Source organism: Enterobacter sp. C4G1, assembly GCF_052886895.1.
In genome coordinates, this window is record NZ_JBQVVV010000001.1 from 176,808 (window position 1) to 197,797 (window position 20,990).

The 20,990-nt window shown below is 54.4% G+C and carries 19 protein-coding genes and 1 other RNA gene; 4 read left to right on the forward strand and 16 right to left on the reverse strand.

All coding sequences use genetic code 11. From position 1 onward, the window contains the following. Nucleotide 1: 1 nt before the first annotated feature. From ACT9TW_RS00845 to ACT9TW_RS00880, 8 genes are all read right to left on the reverse strand, one after another. Entirely contained in the window at nucleotides 2-745 is a 744-nt protein-coding gene (locus tag ACT9TW_RS00845; RefSeq protein ID WP_182062347.1) for an SDR family oxidoreductase, read from the reverse strand. Nucleotides 746-814: 69 nt separating this feature from the next. Next, nucleotides 815-3,688, reverse strand: a complete 2,874-nt coding sequence (gene gcvP / locus ACT9TW_RS00850; RefSeq protein WP_446491444.1) for an aminomethyl-transferring glycine dehydrogenase — start codon at nucleotides 3,686-3,688, stop codon at nucleotides 815-817. A 70-nt stretch (nucleotides 3,689-3,758) separates the two neighbouring features. Next, the gene (gene gcvH / locus ACT9TW_RS00855; protein ID WP_166717536.1) at nucleotides 3,759-4,148 is read right to left on the reverse strand and encodes a glycine cleavage system protein GcvH; all 390 of its coding nucleotides are present in this window, start codon (nucleotides 4,146-4,148) and stop codon (nucleotides 3,759-3,761) included. Nucleotides 4,149-4,171: 23 nt separating this feature from the next. Further along, a complete protein-coding gene (gcvT, locus tag ACT9TW_RS00860; RefSeq protein WP_446491445.1) occupies nucleotides 4,172-5,266 on the reverse strand; it encodes a glycine cleavage system aminomethyltransferase GcvT in 1,095 nt (364 codons plus the stop codon). A 429-nt stretch (nucleotides 5,267-5,695) separates the two neighbouring features. Then, entirely contained in the window at nucleotides 5,696-6,898 is a 1,203-nt protein-coding gene (gene ubiI, locus ACT9TW_RS00865) for an FAD-dependent 2-octaprenylphenol hydroxylase (RefSeq protein WP_446491446.1), read from the reverse strand. 12 nt (nucleotides 6,899-6,910) lie between these two features. Beyond that, nucleotides 6,911-8,089 carry a 2-octaprenyl-6-methoxyphenyl hydroxylase gene (ubiH, locus tag ACT9TW_RS00870; RefSeq protein ID WP_446491447.1) on the reverse strand — a complete coding sequence of 393 codons (1,179 nt, stop codon included), beginning with the start codon at nucleotides 8,087-8,089 and terminating at the stop codon, nucleotides 6,911-6,913. Continuing rightward, entirely contained in the window at nucleotides 8,086-9,399 is a 1,314-nt protein-coding gene (gene pepP, locus ACT9TW_RS00875; protein WP_446492664.1) for a Xaa-Pro aminopeptidase, read from the reverse strand. The genes ubiH and pepP overlap by 4 nt, the downstream gene beginning before the upstream one ends. 31 nt (nucleotides 9,400-9,430) lie before the next feature. Further along, nucleotides 9,431-10,009, reverse strand: coding sequence for a YecA/YgfB family protein (locus ACT9TW_RS00880; RefSeq protein ID WP_182062352.1), 579 nt, complete (start codon nucleotides 10,007-10,009; stop codon nucleotides 9,431-9,433). 167 nt (nucleotides 10,010-10,176) lie between these two features. On the opposite strand from ACT9TW_RS00880, the gene zapA reads away from it, so the two are divergent. The 3 genes from zapA (at nucleotide 10,177) to ACT9TW_RS00895 (ending at nucleotide 11,352) form a co-directional block, all read left to right on the forward strand. Next, on the forward strand, nucleotides 10,177-10,506 hold the full coding sequence (gene zapA / locus ACT9TW_RS00885; protein ID WP_014071673.1) for a cell division protein ZapA: 330 nt from the start codon (nucleotides 10,177-10,179) through the stop codon (nucleotides 10,504-10,506). A gap of 41 nt (nucleotides 10,507-10,547) precedes the next feature. Further along, a non-coding RNA gene (gene ssrS / locus ACT9TW_RS00890) (6S RNA) lies at nucleotides 10,548-10,731 on the forward strand. 24 nt (nucleotides 10,732-10,755) lie between these two features. Then, entirely contained in the window at nucleotides 10,756-11,352 is a 597-nt protein-coding gene (locus ACT9TW_RS00895; RefSeq protein ID WP_315686729.1) for a 5-formyltetrahydrofolate cyclo-ligase, read from the forward strand. A gap of 96 nt (nucleotides 11,353-11,448) precedes the next feature. On the opposite strand, the gene serA is transcribed toward ACT9TW_RS00895, so the two are convergent. Next, nucleotides 11,449-12,681 (reverse strand): phosphoglycerate dehydrogenase, encoded by a 1,233-nt coding sequence (gene serA / locus ACT9TW_RS00900; protein ID WP_182062355.1) that lies wholly within the window; start codon nucleotides 12,679-12,681, stop codon nucleotides 11,449-11,451. 266 nt (nucleotides 12,682-12,947) lie between these two features. After that, nucleotides 12,948-13,607: a ribose-5-phosphate isomerase RpiA gene (gene rpiA / locus ACT9TW_RS00905; protein WP_014071676.1), complete on the reverse strand. Its 660-nt coding sequence runs from the start codon at nucleotides 13,605-13,607 to the stop codon at nucleotides 12,948-12,950. A 189-nt stretch (nucleotides 13,608-13,796) separates the two neighbouring features. Here rpiA and argP point away from each other — a divergent pair, with 189 nt between their 5' ends. After that, nucleotides 13,797-14,690 carry a DNA-binding transcriptional regulator ArgP gene (argP, locus tag ACT9TW_RS00910; protein ID WP_003860089.1) on the forward strand — a complete coding sequence of 298 codons (894 nt, stop codon included), beginning with the start codon at nucleotides 13,797-13,799 and terminating at the stop codon, nucleotides 14,688-14,690. A 45-nt stretch (nucleotides 14,691-14,735) separates the two neighbouring features. Here the strand turns inward: argP and ACT9TW_RS00915 are convergent, their stop codons facing one another. The 6 genes from ACT9TW_RS00915 to epd form a co-directional block, all read right to left on the reverse strand. Next, nucleotides 14,736-15,458, reverse strand: coding sequence for an oxidative stress defense protein (locus tag ACT9TW_RS00915; protein WP_182063462.1), 723 nt, complete (start codon nucleotides 15,456-15,458; stop codon nucleotides 14,736-14,738). Between the two features lie 92 nt (nucleotides 15,459-15,550). After that, the gene (gene argO / locus ACT9TW_RS00920) at nucleotides 15,551-16,186 is read right to left on the reverse strand and encodes an arginine exporter ArgO (RefSeq protein WP_182062356.1); all 636 of its coding nucleotides are present in this window, start codon (nucleotides 16,184-16,186) and stop codon (nucleotides 15,551-15,553) included. Between the two features lie 142 nt (nucleotides 16,187-16,328). Further along, nucleotides 16,329-17,183 carry a small-conductance mechanosensitive channel MscS gene (gene mscS / locus ACT9TW_RS00925; protein WP_182062357.1) on the reverse strand — a complete coding sequence of 285 codons (855 nt, stop codon included), beginning with the start codon at nucleotides 17,181-17,183 and terminating at the stop codon, nucleotides 16,329-16,331. Between the two features lie 186 nt (nucleotides 17,184-17,369). Then, a complete protein-coding gene (gene fbaA / locus ACT9TW_RS00930; RefSeq protein WP_134348806.1) occupies nucleotides 17,370-18,449 on the reverse strand; it encodes a class II fructose-bisphosphate aldolase in 1,080 nt (359 codons plus the stop codon). A gap of 89 nt (nucleotides 18,450-18,538) precedes the next feature. Next, nucleotides 18,539-19,702 (reverse strand): phosphoglycerate kinase, encoded by a 1,164-nt coding sequence (pgk, locus tag ACT9TW_RS00935; RefSeq protein ID WP_134348805.1) that lies wholly within the window; start codon nucleotides 19,700-19,702, stop codon nucleotides 18,539-18,541. A 49-nt stretch (nucleotides 19,703-19,751) separates the two neighbouring features. After that, nucleotides 19,752-20,771 (reverse strand): erythrose-4-phosphate dehydrogenase, encoded by a 1,020-nt coding sequence (gene epd, locus ACT9TW_RS00940; RefSeq protein ID WP_182062359.1) that lies wholly within the window; start codon nucleotides 20,769-20,771, stop codon nucleotides 19,752-19,754. Between the last annotated feature and the right edge of the window lie 219 nt (nucleotides 20,772-20,990).

Consider the following 20,990-nt stretch of genomic DNA (forward strand, 5'->3'; position numbering starts at 1 on the left):
TTTACTTTCCGCCAGCAAGTTCCAGGAAACTGCCGGTCACATAGGACGCTTTGTCGCTCAGCAACCAGGCAATGGCCTGAGCGACTTCTTCCGGCTGGCCGCCGCGCTGCATTGGCAGCATAGACTTGACCCTATCCACACGCCCCGGCTCACCGCCCGAGGCGTGAATATCGGTGTAAATCAGCCCGGGACGCACGCAGTTGACGCGAATACCCTGCGCGGCCACCTCCAGTGCTAACCCGGTGGTCAGCGAATCTACCGCACCTTTGGAAGCGGCATAGTCTACATATTCGCCCGGCGCGCCTAAGCGTGACGCCGCCGAAGAGACATTCACAATGGCCCCGCCCTGGCCACCATGCTTATGCGACATGCGTTTTACCGCTTCGCGACAACAGAGAAAATAGCCCGTCACATTCGTGGCCAGCACGCGGTTGATACGCTCGGCAGACAGGTTTTCGATGGTGGATTGCTCGAAAAGGATCCCGGCGTTGTTGACCAGCGCGGTCAGCGGCTCGCCTTCCCGGTCGAGGCTTTCGAACATCGCCAGCACCTGCGCTTCATCGCTGATATCCGCACGCACGGCAAAGGCTTTACCGCCCATATCAACAATCGTCCTGATGACATCGGTTGCCGCCTTGATGTTGCGGTGATAGTTCACCGCAACGGTGTAGCCTTCGCCTGCCAGCTGTAGCGCGGTGGCTTTACCAATTCCGCGGCTGGCACCGGTCACAAGTGCAATTCCCATTCTCTTCTCCCAATAAAAAAGCCGGGTAGCGCTAACGCTTACCCGGCCTACGTTACTACACCAGGACTGTTACTGGTATTCGCTCATCGGCACGCAGGAGCAGAACAGATTACGGTCACCGTAAACGTCATCAAGACGCTTCACGGTCGGCCAGTATTTGTTCGCCACGCCAGCCGGGAAGACGGCCAGCTCACGGGTGTAGCTGTGGTTCCACTCTGCCACCAGCTCGTGCTGAGTGTGTGGCGCGTGAACCAGTGGGTTGTCTTCCAGCGTCCATTCGCCGTCCAGCACGCGATCGATCTCCATGCGGATCGCCAGCATCGCATCAATAAAGCGGTCCAGCTCAGCTTTGCTCTCGGATTCCGTTGGCTCCACCATCAGCGTACCCGCTACCGGGAACGACATGGTTGGGGCGTGGAATCCGTAGTCGATCAGACGCTTGGCGATATCCAGTTCGCTGATGCCGCTTTGCTCTTTCAGCGGACGAATATCCAGAATACATTCGTGCGCCACGCGGCCATCGCGGCCGGTATAGAGCACCGGGAAGGCAGACTTCAGGCGAGTCGCAATGTAGTTGGCATTCAGAATAGCCACCTGGCTTGCCTGCTTCAGCCCTTCCGCACCCATCATGCGGATATACATCCAGCTGATAGGCAGGATAGAGGCGCTACCAAACGGTGCCGCAGATACCGCACCCTGACGGGTCAACATGCCTTCAATCTGCACAACGCTGTGGCCAGGAACAAACGGTGCCAGATGCGCTTTCACACCGATTGGACCCATACCCGGGCCGCCACCGCCGTGTGGAATGCAGAAGGTTTTGTGCAGGTTCAGGTGCGACACATCAGCGCCGATAAAGCCCGGAGAGGTAATGCCAACCTGGGCGTTCATGTTGGCACCATCGAGGTATACCTGGCCGCCAAACTGATGCACCACTTCGCACACTTCACGGATAGTCTCTTCGTACACGCCGTGGGTGGACGGGTAAGTCACCATGATGCAGGAGAGCTTATCGCCCGCCTGTTCTGCTTTCGCACGCAGGTCAGCCAGGTCGATGTTACCGTTCTTATCGCAAGCCACAACGACCACTTCCATCCCTGCCATCTGTGCAGATGCCGGGTTAGTACCGTGAGCAGAGCTTGGGATCAGGCAGATATCGCGATGCCCTTCGTTGCGGCTTTCGTGATAGTGGCGGATCGCCAGCAGACCTGCATATTCACCCTGTGCGCCGGAGTTAGGCTGCATACAGAGTGCATCGTAACCGGTCAGTTTCACCAGCCAGTCAGAAAGCTGGTTGATCATCAGGTGATAACCTTCTGCCTGCTCTGGCGGGCAGAACGGGTGCAGCTCAGAGAACTCAGGCCAGGTGATTGGGATCATCTCAGCCGCAGCGTTCAGCTTCATGGTGCAAGAGCCCAGCGGGATCATCGCCTGATTGAGCGCCAGATCTTTGCGTTCCAGAGAGTGCATATAACGCATCATCTCGGTTTCGCTGTGATAGCGATTGAACACCGGGTGCGCCAGGATGGCATCGTCACGCAGCATGGATGGCTGGATGGAACGGCTGTCATGGGCCACGTCTTTATCCAGTGAGTCAACATCCAGGCCGTGCGCGTCACCAAGCAGCACGTTAAACAGGTTCAGGATATCTTCACGCGCGGTGCTTTCATCCAGCGTAATGCCCACCGCGTTGTGAATATCGCTGCGCAGGTTAATTTCTGCTGCATCAGCACGCGCGAGAACGGCCGCTTTGTCTGCCACTTCAACACACAGGGTGTCAAAGTAGTGAGCGTGGCGCAGCTTGAGGCCTTTTTGCTGCAGGCCGCAGGCCAGAATATCCGCCAGGCGGTGGATACGGTCAGCAATGCGCTTCAGGCCAGCCGGGCCGTGGAAGACGGCATACAGGCTGGCAATGTTTGCCAGCAAGACCTGCGAGGTACAAATGTTAGAGTTCGCTTTCTCGCGGCGGATGTGCTGCTCACGAGTCTGCATCGCCATACGCAGTGCAGTGTTACCAGCAGCATCTTTCGACACCCCGATAATACGGCCAGGCATAGAGCGTTTGAATTCATCTTTCGCGGCGAAGAATGCCGCGTGCGGGCCACCGTAGCCCATCGGTACGCCAAAGCGTTGTGCAGAGCCGAACACAATATCCGCGCCCTGTTTGCCCGGTGCTGTCAGCAATACCAGCGCCATAAAATCAGCGGCGACGCTCACTACCACTTTGCGGGTTTTTAACTCGGCAATTAGCGGGCTGTAGTCGTGAACTTCACCGGTAGTGCCTACCTGTTGCAGCAGCACACCGAAGACGTCCTGATGATCCAGCACTTTGTCTGCATCATCAACAATCACGTCAAAACCGAAGGTTTCCGCACGGGTGCGTACCACGTCCAGTGTTTGCGGGTGAACGTCTGCCGCCACGAAGAAGCGGTTGGCATTTTTGAGCTTGCTGACACGTTTGGCCATCGCCATGGCTTCTGCCGCAGCGGTCGCTTCATCCAACAGAGACGCGGAAGCGATATCCAGGCCAGTCAGATCCAGCGTGACCTGCTGGAAGTTCAGCAGCGCTTCCAGACGGCCCTGAGACACTTCAGGCTGATAAGGGGTGTAAGCGGTGTACCAGCCTGGGTTTTCCAGCATATTGCGCAGGATAACCGGCGGTAACTGCACGTTGGTATAGCCCATGCCAATGTAAGACTTGTAGCGCTTGTTCAGGCCGGCAATGGCCTTCAGCTCCGCCAGTGCGGCGAATTCTGTGGTGGCTTCACCTACCTGCGGCGGTGTTGCAAGCTGGATGTCTTTTGGCACTATCTGGCCGATCAGTGCGTTTAATGAATCCGCGCCAACCGTGTTCAGCATCTCCTGCTGTTGCTGAGCATCCGGCCCAATGTGACGTTCAATAAAAGCGCCACGGTTTTCAAGCTGGCTTAAAGTCTGTGTCATGAGCGATGGTTCCTGAAACGTGCAGTGAATGTGTTTTCTCCCTCTCCCCTTTGGGGAGAGGGATAATGGCTTACTCGTCTTCTAACAGGGCTTCGTACGCGGTCGCATCCAGCAGGGCGGCAACTTCCGCTTCGTCGCTGGCTTTAATTTTAAAGATCCAGCCGCCTTCATATGGTTCGCTGTTCACCAGCTCCGGGGAGTCGCTCAGTGCATCGTTCACGGCCACGATTTCGCCGCTGACAGGTGCATAGATGTCGGATGCCGCTTTAACAGATTCCGCAACCGCGCAATCGTCACCTGCGCCTACGGTCGCGCCCACTTCTGGCAGATCAACAAACACCATATCCCCCAGCAGCTCTTGCGCGTGCTCGGTGATCCCTACGGTGTAAGTGCCGTCCGCCTCTTTGCGCAGCCACTCGTGTTCTTTGCTGTATTTCAGTTCTGCTGGCACATTGCTCATTGAATTTCTCCTGATAAAAATGATTAGGCGACCGGCTTACCGGCGCGAACAAAAATCGGTTTGGTCACATTGACCGGCATTTCGCGGTTGCGGATTTGCACCATCGCCGTTTCGCCAATTCCCGCCGGTACACGTGCCAGTGCAATACTGTAGCCCAGAGTCGGAGAGAAGGTACCGCTGGTGATAATGCCTTCGCGGTGATTGCCGTTAGCATCAGTGAAACGTACCGGCAGTTCGCCGCGCAGCACGCCTTTTTCGGTCATCACCAGGCCGACCAGCTGTTCGGTGCCTTGTTCACGCTGAATTTCCAGCGCTTCACGACCAATGAATTCACGGTCTGCGGGCTCCCACGCAATGGTCCAGCCCATGTTGGCTGCCAGCGGAGACACACTTTCATCCATTTCCTGCCCGTAGAGGTTCATCCCGGCTTCAAGACGCAGCGTATCGCGCGCACCCAGACCCGCCGGCTTAACGCCCGCTTCTACCAGCGCACGCCAGAAATCGGCGGCTTTCTCATTCGGCATGGCAATTTCGTAGCCCGCCTCACCGGTATAGCCGGTGGTCGCGATAAACAGATCACCTGCCTGCACGCCGAAGAACGGCTTCATCCCTTCAGTCGCTTTACGTTGCTCATCGCTAAACAGAGAAGCTGCTTTTGCCTGTGCGTTCGGTCCCTGTACGGCGATCAACGACAGATCATCACGAACAGTGATATCAACAGAGAAAGGTTCAGCGTGTTGGGAAATCCAGGAGAGGTCTTTTTCGCGGGTGGCGGAGTTTACAACGAGGCGGAAGAAATCTTCAGTGAAGTAATAAACAATCAGGTCATCTATCACACCGCCGGAAGCATTGAGCATCCCGGTGTAGAGCGCTTTGCCTGGGGTCTTTAGTTTTGCGACGTCGTTTGCCAGCAGATAACGCAAAAACTCCCGGGTGCGGCTACCGCGCAGGTCGACAATGGTCATATGGGACACGTCGAACATGCCGGCATCGGTGCGCACCGCATGATGCTCATCAATCTGTGAGCCGTAGTGCAGCGGCATCATCCAGCCATGGAAGTCCACCATGCGCGCGCCGCATAACACGTGTTGATCGTACAAAGGAGTCTGTTGAGCCATCTTTTCCTCGTTGAATAAGCAGGGCTATCTTGCGTTTCATGCGCCCAAAATCGCCACGAAACCCGGCGTCGGCATCACCTTACGGACGTCGACGCAAACGTTCTCTTTGACCTGAAGTTACCACCGAAACCGGTGATTAACCATAAGGCAAAGCGGGTCATCACATTAGCTTATGACTAAAAATCGCCAAAAAGCCCACAGAGTTATTCACTGGAAAAATGCGATTAATCCCGCATAAAATTAACGTCACGCCAACATGATTTAGCACATGGTGATATTTCATGCGGAAAAATGGGCCGAATTTCCGTAACATAAAAAACGTAAGATTAGATAATCTAATGCGAAAAATGGCGTGGAATTAGAATATTTCAAACGAGGAAATTTCCCCGGCGCAGAGGCCGGGAAAATAAAGTGTGACGGGTATCTAAGTTAGCGTAGCCAGTCCGGCAGATCGTTAAGACCCATCGCCTGACGCAGGAGTTGCGGTTTTACGCCTGGGAGGGTGTCGGCCAGTTTCAGGCCAATATCACGCAGCAGTTTTTTGGCCGGGTTTGCGCCTGCGAACAGCTCGCGGAAGCCCTGCATTCCTGCCAGCATCATCGCGGCACTGTGCTTGCGGCTACGTTCGTAGCGACGAAGGTATAAATGCTGACCAAAATCTTTGCCTTCACGGTGCAAACGACGCAGCTCATCAACCAGCTCAGCGGCATCCATAAAGCCCAGATTAACCCCCTGCCCGGCCAGAGGATGAATGGTATGCGCCGCATCACCCACCAGCGCCAGACGGTGCGCCGCGAACTGACGTGCATAGCGTCCGGTAAGCGGGAAGACCTGCCGTTCGCTTTCAAGGGTGCACAACCCCAGACGATTATCAAAGGCAACGCACAGCGCCTGGTTAAATTCTTCAGGCGTGGCTTCCTGCATCCGTTGGGCTTTTTCCGGCACCAGCGACCAGACAATGGAACAGAGGTGCGGGTCAGCAAGCGGCAGAAATGCCAGAATACCGTCATTATGGAAAATCTGACGCGCCACGCCGCCGTGTGGCTCTTCGGTACGGATCGTGGCCACAAGCGCGTGATGACGATAGTCCCAGAAGGTCAGCGGAATATCTGCTTTATTACGCAACCAGGAGTTTGCGCCGTCGGCCCCTACTACCAGCCGCGCGGTGAGCATATCGCCGCTTTGCAGGGTAATGAATGCCTCATTTTCGCCCCAGGCCACCTGCTGGATTTGCGCGGGCGCCATAAGCGTGACATCGCTACAGCGCTGGGCTTTTTGCCACAGCGCGTGGTGGATAACTGCATTCTCAATAATATGGCCCAGATGGCTGTACCCCATACTTTCGTCATCAAAAGCAATGTGGCCAAAGCTGTCTTTGTCCCACACTTCCATTCCGTGATAGCAACTGGCGCGGTGCGCGACAATATCCGCCCACACGCCCAGGTGAGTCAGCAGTTTTTCGCTGGCTGCATTGATGGCCGACACACGTAATTCTGGCGGCGCATCCTGTGCAACGGGCTGAGGCAGTTTTTGCTCAAGCACGGCCACACGCAGGCCGCTACCCTGTAAACCACAGGCCAGCGCCAGCCCGACCATTCCGCCGCCGACAATGGCGACATCAACATTCTGCACGGTGATAACTCCTTAACGAGCGACCCAACCAAGAGTCCTCTGCGCCAGCACATCACGTGCCGGGATAAATAATTCCATCGCCATCAGCCCGAGGTTGCGCCCGGCAACCAGCGGTGCCCAGCGATTAGCAAACAGATGCACCAGGCCATCCGTGACGCCGATTGTGGCTTCTTTATCGGCATGACGGCGCTTCTGATAATGGCTAAGCACCGAATATGCGCCACAATCTTTTTGTTCACCCCACGCCTGCGCCAGCGATTCCGCCAGGCTCATGACATCGCGCAGGCCCAGATTAAACCCCTGACCCGCAATCGGGTGCAGGGTTTGCGCGGCATTCCCCACCAGCGCAACGCGATGGGAAATGGACTGGGACGCCGTCGTCAGCGACAGCGGATAAACAGATCGGTTCCCCGCATGGGTGATGCGCCCAAGCCGCCAGCCGAAGGCTTTTTGCAGCTCAGTGCAAAAGCGCTCATCGCTCCAGGACAGCACTTCATCCGCCCTGTCTTGCGGATGGCACCACACCAGCGAACAGCGGTCCTCCGCCATGGGTAGCATCGCCAGCGGGCCATGCTGCGTAAAACGCTCAAACGCACGCCCGTGATGCTCGCTCTGTGTTGAGACATTCGCAATGACCGCCACCTGCCCATAAGGCTGGGTGCGCCATTCCACGCCACACTGTGTGCCCAGCGCAGAACGGGAACCATCAGCCGCAACCAGCAGCTTGCCTTCAAGTGTCGTGCCATCGTCGAGCGTGACGTTAACGGCATCTTCGCTGCGGCTAAAACTTGCCACGCGCGCCGGGCAGTGTAGCGTCACGCCGGGTGCGTCCTGTAACAAGCGGAACAAGCGGAGCCCAACGTCATGCAGCTCAACAACCTGGCCCAGCGCGTCGATACGATAATCCTGTGCATCAAGGGTAACAAACCCCGCATGACCGCGATCGCTGACGTGCACTGTTTCAATGGCAGTCGCGCAGTCGGCGATAGCCTGCCAGATACCAATACGCGCTAACTGCTGGCAGGTGCCTTGTGCCAGCGCAATTGCGCGGGCATCAAAACCAGGATGTTCGGTGGTTTGAGGTGCGACAGCTTCAATCAGATGAACCGGAAGCTGCCCCTGAGTTAAATGAGATATTGCCAGAGCCAGCGTGGCTCCTGTCATGCCGCCGCCAACGATAATCACGCTCATACGCGTGCCGCTGCCATCAGCGCCTCAATGTCGTCGGCATTTTTCACAACAGAGGCAGTCAGGTTTTCATTGCCGGTTTCGGTGATGACAATGTCATCTTCAATACGAATGCCAATCCCGCGGTACTCTGGTGGGACATCCGCGTCCGGGGCGATGTACAGCCCGGGTTCAACGGTTAATACCATGCCTGGTTCCAGCACGCGCGAGCGTTCAGAACCATAGGCACCCACGTCATGAACATCCAGCCCCAGCCAGTGACTCAGGCCATGCATAAAGTACGGACGATGGGCATTTTCGGTGATCAGGGTATCAACTTCGCCTTTCAGGATGCCAAGACGCACCAGACCGGTAATCATTATCCGCACGACAGCACCGGTGACTTCCTGAATCGAGGTGCCCGGACGATAGAGCGTCAGCGCCGTTTCCAGTGATTCAAGAACAATGTCATAAATCGCACGCTGTGCAGGCGTGAATTTGCCGTTTACCGGGAAAGTACGGGTGATGTCCCCTGCATAGCCCTGATATTCGCAACCGGCGTCAATCAGCACCAGGTCGCCCTTACGCAGTTCACTTTCGTTCTCGGTGTAGTGCAGGATGCAGCCGTTTTCCCCGCCACCCACAATGGTGTTGTAGGACGGATAGCGCGCGCCGTGGCGGGTAAATTCGTGGTGGATCTCGCCTTCGAGCTGGTATTCAAACATCCCGGGACGGCACTTCTCCATCGCGCGGGTATGCGCCAGAGCGCTGATTTCACCTGCACGGCGTAGCACGTCAAGTTCTTCTTCAGACTTGAAGAGACGCATCTCGTGGACCACCGGGCGCCAGTCCGTAAGCGTAGCTGGCGCAGCTAAGTTCTGGCGCGAACCCTTACGCAGCTTATCCAGCGCGTTGAAGACAATCTCATCGGCCCAGGCATATTCACCCTGGGCGTGGTACAGCACGTCCAGGCCGTTAAGCAACTGGTAAAACTGCTGGTTGATTTCGCTAAACGCCAGGGCGCGATCGACACCAAGCTTTGCAGGCGCGGCCTCCTGACCTAAGCGACGGCCAAACCAGATTTCGGCGTTTAAATCCCGCACGCGGTTGAAAAGCACGCTGTGGTTGTGGGTGTCATTGCTCTTTATCAGCACCAGTACCGCTTCAGGCTCGTTAAACCCGGTGAAGTACCAGAAATCGCTACTCTGGCGATAGGGGTATTCGCTGTCGGCGCTGCGCGTCACTTCAGGCGCAGCAAAAATTAACGCAGCGCTTCCTGGCTGCATTTTTGCCAGCAGAGCCTGACGACGGCGAGAATACTCTTGATTCGAGATAACCATGACACCCTCCTGTGCGTTATTTTTCTTAATGTAAGGTTGGCTTGCGCACTTCCGGCGCGGTTGGCTGCGAGCGCGTAAAGGTGTCGTGGCACAGCAGCGCCGCAACGCGAACGTACTCAATAATCTCTTCGAGGGACATTTCCAGCTCTTCCTGGTCTTCCTCTTCGTCATAGCCAAGCTGTGCGATGTTGCGCAGATCGTCGATAGCTTCACCCGCTTCGCCGGTCACTTTATCGAGCTTAGGCTGTGTCACGCCAAGACCCAGCAGATAGTGGTTTACCCAACCGGCAAGCGCATCGGCGCGTTCGAAGACGCTAACGTCATCGCCTTCAGGCAGATAAAGCTGAAAAAGGAAGCCGTCATCTTCCAGAGAATCGCTGGTTGCGGAGTGCATTTTACGCAGCGCTTCAGCCAGCTCGTGACCAAACGCCAGCCCTTCGTTCGTCAGGTCGTGAACCAGCGGCTGCCATGAGCTGTCGCTGTTTCCGCCACACAACATCCCGGCGATCAGACCGTGCATTTCGGCAGGGGTTAAGCCCACTCCCTGCTGGTTCAGTAACTGGTTTAATTCGTTGTAACCAGGCATTTCGTTCTGTATAGACATATGCATTCGTCATCAAAGGGAGAATATTCATGGTATGCTACCACTTTGGACCCTGGTGATACCAGAAAAGGGCTTGTATCTTCACATCAGGGTAGCTATAGTGTCGCCCCTTCGCGGCCCCCGGGGCAGTAAGCGAAGGCAGCGCAGTCAATCAGCAGGAAGGTGGCATGTCTGCACAACCCGTCGATCTCCAGATTTTTGGCCGTTCACTGCGAGTGAATTGTCCACCTGAACAAAGGGATGCTTTGAATCAGGCTGCGGACGATTTGAATCAGCGGTTGCAAGATCTAAAAGAACGCACTAGAGTCACAAATACTGAGCAGCTGGTCTTCATCGCCGCGTTGAACATCAGCTATGAATTGACTCAGGAAAAAGCAAAGACCCGCGATTACGCGGCGAGCATGGAGCAACGCATTAAAATGCTCCAGCAGACCATAGAACAGGCATTGCTTGATCAAGGTCGCACTCCCGAAAGACCAGGACCAAAGTTTGAATAACACTTCTCAGTTGACTATGGTAGAGTAACTGGGAAGACAAAATTTCTCTGAGATGTTCGCAAGCGGGCCAGTCCCCTGAGCCGATATTTCATACCACAAGAATGTGGCGCTCCATGGTTGGTGAGCATGCTCGGTCCGTCCGAGAAGCCTTAAAACTATGACGACACATTCACCTTGAACCAAGGGTTCAAGGGTTACAGCCTGCGGCGGCATCTCGGAGATTCCCTCTCTCTTCTTCTACCGACTACCATGACTCTACTTTCTGAAGTTTCTGCCTCACGCCAGGACATCCGTCAGTTAATCCGTAAACGCCGTCGTGCGTTAACCTCCGAACAGCAAACGCATTTCGCCCAGCAGGCCGCCGCACGCATGATGGCATACCCGCCGGTTGTGATGGCACATACGGTCGCCCTGTTTCTGTCGTTTGATGGCGAATTGGATACCCAGCCGCTTATCGAACAGCTTTGGCGCGCCGGGAAAAAGGTTTACCTGCCGGTGCTGCATCCGTTTAGCGAGGGGAACCTGCTGTTCCTGAACTACCATCCACACAGTGACCTGGTGGTCAATCGCCTGAAAATCACCGAACCGAAACTGGACGTGCGCGACGTGCTCCCACTTGCGGATCTGGATGTGCTGGTGACACCACTGGTAGCGTTCGATGAACAAGGTCAGCGCCTGGGAATGGGGGGCGGCTTTTACGACAGAACGCTGCAAAACTGGCAGCAGTATGGATTGCAGCCGGTGGGCTATGCGCATGATTGTCAGGGCGTGGAGGCGTTGCCGGTGGAGAAATGGGATGTGCCGTTGCCTGCGGTGGTGACGCCCAGTAAAACCTGGACCTGGTAGAATAAAGCCGGGTGGCGCTTACGCTTACCCGGCCTACAAAACCTCAACGTAGGTCGGGAAAGGCGCAGCCGCCACCCGACACTACAAACCGCACGATCAGTAAAGCAGACGCGCGCGGATAGTCCCCGGGAGCGCCTTCATGCTCAGCAGCGCCTTCTCGGCCACATCTTCATCCGCTTCAATATCAATAACCACGTAACCCATCTGAGAGTTGGTTTGCAGATACTGTGCAGCAATGTTGACGCCCTGCTCAGCGAAGATCTGGTTAATTGCGGTCAACACGCCTGGGCGGTTTTCGTGAATGTGCAGCAGACGGCGGCCACCGTGCAGCGGCAGAGACACTTCCGGGAAATTCACCGCAGAAAGCGTTGAGCCGTTGTCGGAGTATTTGCTCAGTTTGCCCGCCACTTCCAGGCCGATGTTCTCCTGCGCTTCCTGAGTTGAACCACCGATGTGCGGCGTCAGGATCACGTTATCGAACTCGCACAGCGGAGATGTAAACGGATCGCTGTTGGTTGCAGGCTCGGTCGGGAATACGTCGATTGCCGCCCCTGCCAGATGCTTACGCTTCAGCGCATCACACAGTGCCGGGATGTCGACAACGGTGCCGCGCGCGGCGTTGATCAGCAGTGAACCAGGCTTCATCAGCGCCAGCTCTTCTGCACCCATCATGTTTTTCGTGGACGCATTTTCCGGCACATGCAGGCTCACGACATCACTCATGTTCAGCAGGTCAGACAGGTGTTGAACCTGGGTAGCATTCCCCAGCGGCAGTTTGCTTTCGATATCGTAGAAGAAGACGTTCATACCGAGGGATTCAGCAAGAATACCCAGCTGCGTACCGATATGGCCGTAACCGATGATACCCAGTTTTTTGCCACGCGCTTCGAAAGAGCCGGACGCCAGTTTATTCCACACGCCGCGGTGTGCTTTGGCGTTCGCTTCAGGAATACCGCGCAGCAGCAGCAACAGTTCGCCAATCACCAGTTCCGCAACAGAACGGGTGTTAGAGAACGGGGCGTTAAAGACAGGAATACCGCGCTTTGCAGCCGCATTCAGGTCAACCTGGTTGGTACCGATGCAGAAGCAACCAATAGCCACCAGCTTTTCCGCCGCAGCGATAACGTCTTCAGTCAGGTGAGTACGGGATCGCAGGCCAATGAAGTGGGCATCACGGATGGACGCTTTCAGCTCTTCAGTATCCAGCGCGCCTTTGTGAAATTCGATGTTGGTGTAGCCTGCTGCACGAAGGTTATCGAGTGCTTTTTGGTGCACGCCTTCTACTAGCAGGAATTTAATCTTGTCTTTCTCCAGTGATACCTTTGCCATTTCCCCGACCCTGTTTTTGTCTGAACTGATGTTGTGCTGGATTTGAATCCGCTGTAGCCAACATATCAAAAAAAACTATTGCAGCAATATGAACGTTTGCGTCGGCACTCTGAAGAAAAGTCATACAGGGCAAAATGGCAGAGGAAAATGCTGCATAAGTTTACGAAAGTGGCAGGATCGGCAAAAGAGGTACAAAAACGTGACACAAGTCACCGAATTTAGCTTTTCAAAAATTTTTTAGCGGGGGGAGACTTCCCCCCGTCAGATCATTTTACGATGGTTTTCACGCCGTCAGCCGTACCGATCAGCGCAACATCCGCGCCACGGTTGGCAAATAACCCTACGGTGACTACGCCTGGAAGGCCATTAATGGCATTTTCCAGGGCAATGGCATCCAGAATTTCCAGACCGTGCACATCCAGGATCACGTTACCGTTGTCAGTCACAACACCCTGACGGTATTCCGGGCGGCCACCCAGCTTCACCAGTTCGCGCGCCACTGCGCTGCGCGCCATTGGGATCACTTCTACCGGCAGCGGGAATTTACCCAGGATATCAACCTGCTTAGAGGCATCCGCGATACAGATAAATTTATCCGCAACAGAAGCGATGATCTTCTCACGCGTCAGCGCTGCGCCGCCGCCTTTGATCATCTGCATGTGGCCGTTGATCTCATCAGCGCCATCAACGTAGATCCCCAGGCGATCCACTTCGTTCAGGTCAAAAACGGTAATGCCAAGGCTTTTCAGCTTTTCCGTGGAAGCATCGGAGCTGGATACTGCGCCCTCAATCTGCCCTTTCATCGTGCCCAGCGCATCGATAAAGTGCGCCGCCGTAGAGCCCGTGCCGACACCAACAATTGTTCCTGGTTGCACGTACTGGAGAGCGGCCCATCCTACTGCTTTTTTCAGTTCATCCTGCGTCATGATCTTTTTGCCTGTGGTGTGAAAACTCAGGGCGCATTATAGAACACGTAAGCAGGAAATGTCCCTGTGACCACCATCACATAACCGCGCAAAGCCCTGACAGATCCGATGTGGGTGCATTTCGTCTGTATCAAACGTAAATTTGTGTCATAGTGCTGAATAAGCACATTTCAGGAGTAAGCCAGAGCAATGAAACGTCCGGACTACAGAACACTACAGGCACTTGATGCGGTTATTCGTGAACGAGGTTTTGAGCGCGCGGCGCAAAAGCTGTGCATCACTCAATCCGCCGTATCACAACGTATCAAACAGCTTGAAAACATGTTCGGGCAGCCGCTGCTGGTGCGTACCGTACCCCCTCGCCCAACGGAACAAGGTCAAAAGCTCCTTGCCCTGTTGCGCCAGGTTGAACTGCTGGAAGATGAATGGCTGGGTGACGAACAGACCGGCTCCACGCCACTGCTGCTGTCGCTGGCGGTGAACGCCGACAGCCTGGCAACCTGGCTGCTGCCCGCCCTTGCCCCGGTACTGGCCGACTCCCCTATTCGCCTGAATTTACAGGTAGAAGATGAAACCCGTACCCAGGAACGCCTGCGCCGCGGCGAAGTGGTGGGTGCCGTCAGTATTCAGCCGCAAGCGCTGCCAAGCTGCCTTGTGGATCAGCTCGGTGCGCTGGATTACCTGTTTGTGGGTTCGAAGGCTTTCGCAGAACGCTATTTCCCGAATGGCGTTACCCGTGCAGCGCTGCTTAAAGCCCCTGCCGTTGCGTTCGACCATCTTGATGATATGCATCAGGCCTTCCTGCAACAAAACTTCGACCTGCCGCCTGGCAGCGTGCCGTGCCACATTGTGAACTCATCTGAAGCCTTTGTGCAGCTTGCGCGTCAGGGAACCACCTGCTGCATGATCCCGCATCTGCAAATTGAGAAAGAGTTAAAAAGCGGTGAGCTTATCGATTTAACGCCGGGGCTGTACCAGCGCCGGATGCTCTACTGGCATCGTTTTGCACCCGAGAGCCGCATGATGCGCAACGTGACAGATGCACTGCTGGCATTTGGGCATAAGGTATTAAGACAGGATTAAAAAGAAAAAGCCGGGTGGCGGCTACGCCTTACCCGGCCTACTGGTTTACTGAGCGGATTTTTGAGCGGGTTCCAGCTCAAACACCACATCAACCTGATCGTCGAACTGGATAGTCGGCTGCTCGTAAGTTTCCTGAGCAGAAACCGGCGCAGCATCGGCCTTCATCATCCGAACCATCGGGCTTGGCTGGTAGTTAGAGACGTGGTAACGCACGCTATACACCGGGCCGAGTTTGCTGTTAAAGCCTGAAGCCAGCTGCTGCGCCTGATGGATTGCATCATCAATGGCCGCTTTGCGCGCTTCGTCTTTGTATTTTTCAGGTTGCGCAACGCCCAGTGAGACAGAACGAATTTCGTTCAGACCCGCTTTCAGCGCGCCATCCAGTAATGAATTGAGCTTATCGAGCTGGCGCAGCGTGACCTCAACGGTACGCACCGCGCGATAGCCTTTCAGAATACTTTTGCCGTTCTGGTAGTCGTAATCAGGCTGAGTGCGCAGGTTTGCGGAGTTGATATCCTTTTTCGCGACACCATTCTGTTCGAGGAAGGAGAGATATTGCGCAACACGATCGTCTGCCTGTTTTTTGGCAGAAGCGGCATCTTTTGCGGCCACATTCACTTCGATTGCCAGCGTTGCCACATCCGGGACGGCATCCACACTTGCCGTGCCTGAAGTCACAATGTGCGGGCCAGCAGGCAATTCATTCGCCTGAACCGACACCGCGCCTAAACTTACTAATGCCGCCAGGGCCATCACTTTAAACTTCACTGTCATTCCTCCATGTTGCGAAGAGTGCCCTATCAACAGAGCACATGCCAGCAAGCTTAGCGGGTCTTATTCAGTTGTCCATAAGACAACACTTAGTTGAGTAAACCCTGTACATGTTGAACACCGTCTTTTGCCAGCTGGAAAGCGATAAACCACATAACGACACCCACAAGCGTGTTAATGATCCGCTGTGCTTTCGCCGTGCGCAGACGGGGAGCCAGCCAGGCCGCCAGTATCGCCAGGCCGAAGAACCACAAGAAAGAGGCGCTGACCGTGCCAAGTGCAAACCAACGTTTTGGTTCGACATCCAGTTGCCCGCCAAGACTTCCCAGGACGACAAAGGTATCGAGATACACATGCGGGTTAAGCCAGGTGACTGCCAGCATGGTGACGATAATCTTCCATCGCCCCTGTTTCATGACCTCGGCCGTGGCTAATTCAAGATTGCTACTCATGGCGGTTTTCAGCGCACCAAAACCGTACCACAGCAGAAACGCCACGCCACCCCAGGTGACCAGCGCCAGCAACCAGGGCGACTGCATCAGTAGTGCGCTACCACCAAAAATCCCGGCGCAAATCAGCAGCAAATCACTTATCGCGCACAGCAGCGCAATCATCAGATGGTACTGACGGCGAATTCCCTGATTCATCACAAATGCATTCTGGGGGCCGAGTGGAAGGATCATGGCCGCGCCTAACGCAAGACCTTGAAAATAATAGGATAACATGACGGAAATCTCACAGAGTTGTCTTGGAGACAGACTATACTGCGAGAGCGACATTAGAGGAAATTGATAATATTAATTGGTGATTAGCATCGCTAATAAAAAGCCCGGTGGCGCTCACGCGTACCGGGCCTGGGGGAGAACGTTATTCGGCTTCTTTCACTTTCTTAACGTTCACGTCCATCTGCGGGTACGGGAAGCTAATGCCATTGGCGTCGAAGTCACGCTTGATGCGTTCCAGGACATCCCAGTAAACGTTTTGCAGATCGCTGCTTTTGCTCCAGATACGTACCACGAAGTTGATGGATGACGCACCCAGCTCGTTCAGTCGTACGGTCTGCTCTTTGTCTTTCAGGATGCGGTCGTCCGACGCGATGATGTTGGTAATCAGCGACTTCACCTGATCGATATCCGAATCATACGCGACGCTTATCACCAGTTCGTTGCGGCGCACCGGCTCGCGGGAAAAGTTAATAATGTTCCCCGCGATAATTTTACCGTTCGGAACCACCACAATACGGCCGTCGACGGTACGCATAGTGGTAGAGAAGATCTGCACCTGGAGCACAGTTCCGGCAATGCCGCCCAAATCAACATATTCGCCAGAGCGGAATGGACGGAAGGTCACCAGAAGCACGCCAGCGGCGAGGTTCGACAGCGATCCCTGCAACGCCAGACCAATCGCCAGACCCGCGGCACCGAGTACTGCGATGACCGATGCCGTTTGCACACCAACACGCCCCAGGGCGGCAATCAGAGTAAAGGCCACAATCCCATAGCGCACCAGCGCAGATAGGAAGTCGGCAACCGTGGCATCAATGTTTCGCGCCACCATTACGCGGTTAACGGTATTTGACACAATCCGCGCCACGATCATCCCGACAATGATAATCGCGATTGCCGCAACGATGTTCACGGCATAACTCAGCAGTAACTCCTGGTTACGCGCAAGCCAGGTACCGGCGTTATTGATGCTGTCTACGACATCGAGTTGTTCCATTTATTCTTCCTTTTATTAAACCAATACACAAAATCCATCCCCCATGGAGACAGGCAGGTCAGTAAAGGGTAAACAAAAAGGACAAATATTGCCAAGCAGATCACAAAAACCAGACTAGCAGTCCATTGAAAAGCCATAAAAAAAGGCCCGCATTTGCGGACCTTCTGTGGTGTTTAGCGACTCAAATTACAGAACGTCAACCGCGTTCAGTTCTTTGAATGCCTGCTCCAGACGAGTAATCATTGAAGTCTGTGCAGCACGCAGCCATACGCGTGGATCGTAGTATTTCTTGTTCGGCTGGTCTTCGCCTTTCGGGTTGCCCAGCTGGCCTTGCAGGTAAGCTTCGTTGGTTTTGTAGTATTGCAGGATACCGTCCCAGGTTGCCCATTGGGTGTCGGTATCGATGTTCATTTTCACTACACCGTAGCTTACTGAGTCTTTGATTTCCTGAGCAGAAGAACCGGAACCACCGTGGAATACGAAGTTCAGGCTGTTGTGCGGCAGGTTGTGTTTCTTGGAAACGTATTCCTGAGAATCACGCAGGATGGTTGGGGTCAGAACCACGTTACCTGGTTTGTAAACGCCGTGCACGTTACCGAAAGACGCTGCAATGGTGAAGCGTGGGCTGATTTTGCTCAACTCGGTGTATGCGTAATCAACGTCTTCTGGTTGGGTGTACAGTGCAGAAGCGTCCATGTGGCTGTTGTCCACGCCGTCTTCTTCACCACCGGTGCAACCCAGTTCGATTTCCAGGGTCATATCCATTTTGGACATGCGCGCCAGGTATTTAGAACAGATTTCGATGTTTTCGTGCAGTGACTCTTCAGACAGATCGATCATGTGAGAAGAGAACAGTGGTTTACCGGTTGCCGCGAAGTGTTTCTCACCCGCGTCCAGCAGACCGTCGATCCATGGCAGCAGTTTCTTAGCGCAGTGGTCGGTGTGCAGGATAACCGGAACACCGTAGTGTTCAGCCATCTGATGAACGTGGTGCGCACCAGAAATAGCACCCAGGATTGCAGCACCCTGAGGAACGTCAGTTTTCACGCCTTTACCTGCGATGAACGCAGCGCCGCCGTTAGAGAACTGAACGATTACCGGTGCTTTAACTTTTGCAGCGGTTTCCAGAACGGCATTGATGGAGTCGGTACCCACGCAGTTAACTGCTGGCAGAGCAAAGTTGTTTTCTTTAGCTACCTGGAACACTTTCTGAACGTCATCACCAGTGATCACGCCAGGTTTTACGAAATCAAAAATTTTAGACATGTTACGAGTCCTGTATCTTCGGCCTTGGAAAGAGGTGCGTGCCCTAAAGCGCGCTGAAAATTGGGCAGGTTTCCCTGCCCTTAAATGGCTTACTTCTTAGCGCGCTCTTCGAGCATAGCTACTGCTGGCAGTACTTTACCTTCCACGAACTCGAGGAATGCGCCGCCACCAGTGGAGATGTAGGAGATCTTGTCAGCGATACCGAACAGGTCGATAGCTGCCAGCGTGTCACCGCCGCCTGCGATTGAGAACGCTTCGCTGTCTGCGATTGCGTTAGCAACGATTTCAGTACCTTTACGGAAGTTCGGGAACTCGAACACACCAACAGGACCGTTCCACAGGATAGTTTTTGCATTTTTCAGGATTTCGGCCAGTTTCTGCGCAGAAACATCGCCCAGGTCCAGAATCTGCTCTTCATCTTTGATGTCGTTTACAGATTTCAGGGTAGCAGTTGCTGTTTCAGAGAACTCAGTCGCGACACGAACGTCAGTTGGAACCGGGATATCACAGGTGGTCAGCAGGCGTTTAGCTTCGTCAACCAGGTCTGCTTCGTACAGGGATTTACCCACATTGTGGCCTTGAGCGGCAACGAAGGTATTTGCAATACCACCGCCAACGATCAGCTGGTCAGCGATTTTAGACAGGGAATCCAGAACGGTCAGTTTGGTAGAAACTTTAGAACCACCAACGATGGCAACCATTGGACGAGCAGGTTCTTTCAGTGCTTTACCCAGTGCTTCCAGTTCGTCAGCCAGCAGAGGACCTGCACACGCAACGTCTGCAAATTTACCGATGCCGTGGGTAGAAGCCTGAGCACGGTGAGCCGTACCGAATGCATCCATCACAAATACGTCGCACAGTGCAGCGTATTTTTTAGACAGTGCTTCGTCGTCTTTCTTCTCGCCTTTGTTGAAGCGAACGTTTTCCAGAACAACCAGTTCACCGGCAGCCACTTCAACGCCGTCCAGGTAATCTTTAACCAGGCGAACCGGGTTGGACAGTTTGTCTTTCAGGTAATTAACAACTGGCAGCAGAGAGAACTCTTCGTTGTATTCGCCTTCAGTTGGACGACCCAGGTGGGAGGTTACCATCACTTTTGCACCTTGCTTCAGTGCCAGTTCGATGGTTGGCAGAGATGCACGGATACGCGCGTCGCTGGTCACTTTGCCATCTTTAACCGGTACGTTCAGATCAGCACGGATGAAAACGCGTTTACCAGCCAGATCCAGATCGGTCATCTTAATTACAGACATGGTGAATCCTCTCGTTGATTCTTAAAGTTTTGCAGACGCACGATGCGTCTTACCTGAAACCTTGAGCAGCCATTGCTAACGTGGTGTCGAGCATTCGGTTAGCAAAGCCCCATTCGTTATCACACCAGACCAGCGTCTTGATAAGGTGCGCGCCACTGACTCGCGTTTGAGTGCCATCAACAATGGCGCTATGCGGGTCGTGGTTAAAATCTACTGAGACCAACGGTAATTCCGTATAGTCAACTATACCATGAAATGCACCCTGTGCCGCTTTTTGCAGCAACAGGTTGACTTCACAGGCTTTTACCGGTTTTTTCACCGTTACACTGAGGTCAATTGCGGTGACATTAATCGTCGGAACACGCACGGCAATCGCTTCAAAACGGTCGTTAAACTGCGGGAAAATACGGGTAATCCCTGCCGCAAGTTTCGTATCCACCGGAATGATCGACTGGCTCGCCGCGCGAGTGCGTCGTAAGTCCGGGTGGTATGCGTCGATAACCTGCTGATCGTGCATGGCGGAGTGAATCGTGGTCACGGTGCCGGATTCAATGCCATACGCATCGTCTAACAGTTTGATGACCGGAATAATGCAGTTGGTGGTACAGGAGGCGTTGGAAACAATACGGTGTTCAGCTTGCAGTTCTTGCTGGTTAACGCCAAAGACGACGGTGGCGTCGAGGTCGTTACTCCCCGGATGTGAGAACAGGACTTTTTTCGCGCCTGCCGCCAGATGGGCTTCACCATGTTCACGGTTGCCGTACACACCGGTACAGTCCAGCACTACATCCACACCCAGCTCACGCCATGGTAGCGCCTCGATACTGCGCTCGTGGAGCACACGAATCGCATCGTCACCGACAAAAAGCTGATCCCTTTCCTGGCGAACATCCCAGGCAAAGCGGCCATGACTGGTGTCGTATTTCAATAAATGCGCCATGCCCGTGGCATCCGCCAGTTCATTGATTGCCACCACGGTCATTTCCGCACGACGCCCGGATTCATATAAAGCACGAACCACGTTACGCCCGATGCGACCGAAGCCATTAATCGCTACGCGTACGGTCATAGATCTCCTGCAAAGCTATCCCTGGGTTTGAGGTGGCTGAAAGAGTAATCCAGCTACGCCCGAAGGGGAATCCTTGCCTGTCACAAACTGCGATTGATTGGTCAATTGTCGAACATTTAATCGACTGAAACGCTTCAGCTAGAATAAGCGAATCGGGGAATAAAAGGAATGTCTGTCCAGATGTATAAGCGAGCTATATGACTTGCGTCACACTTTCGG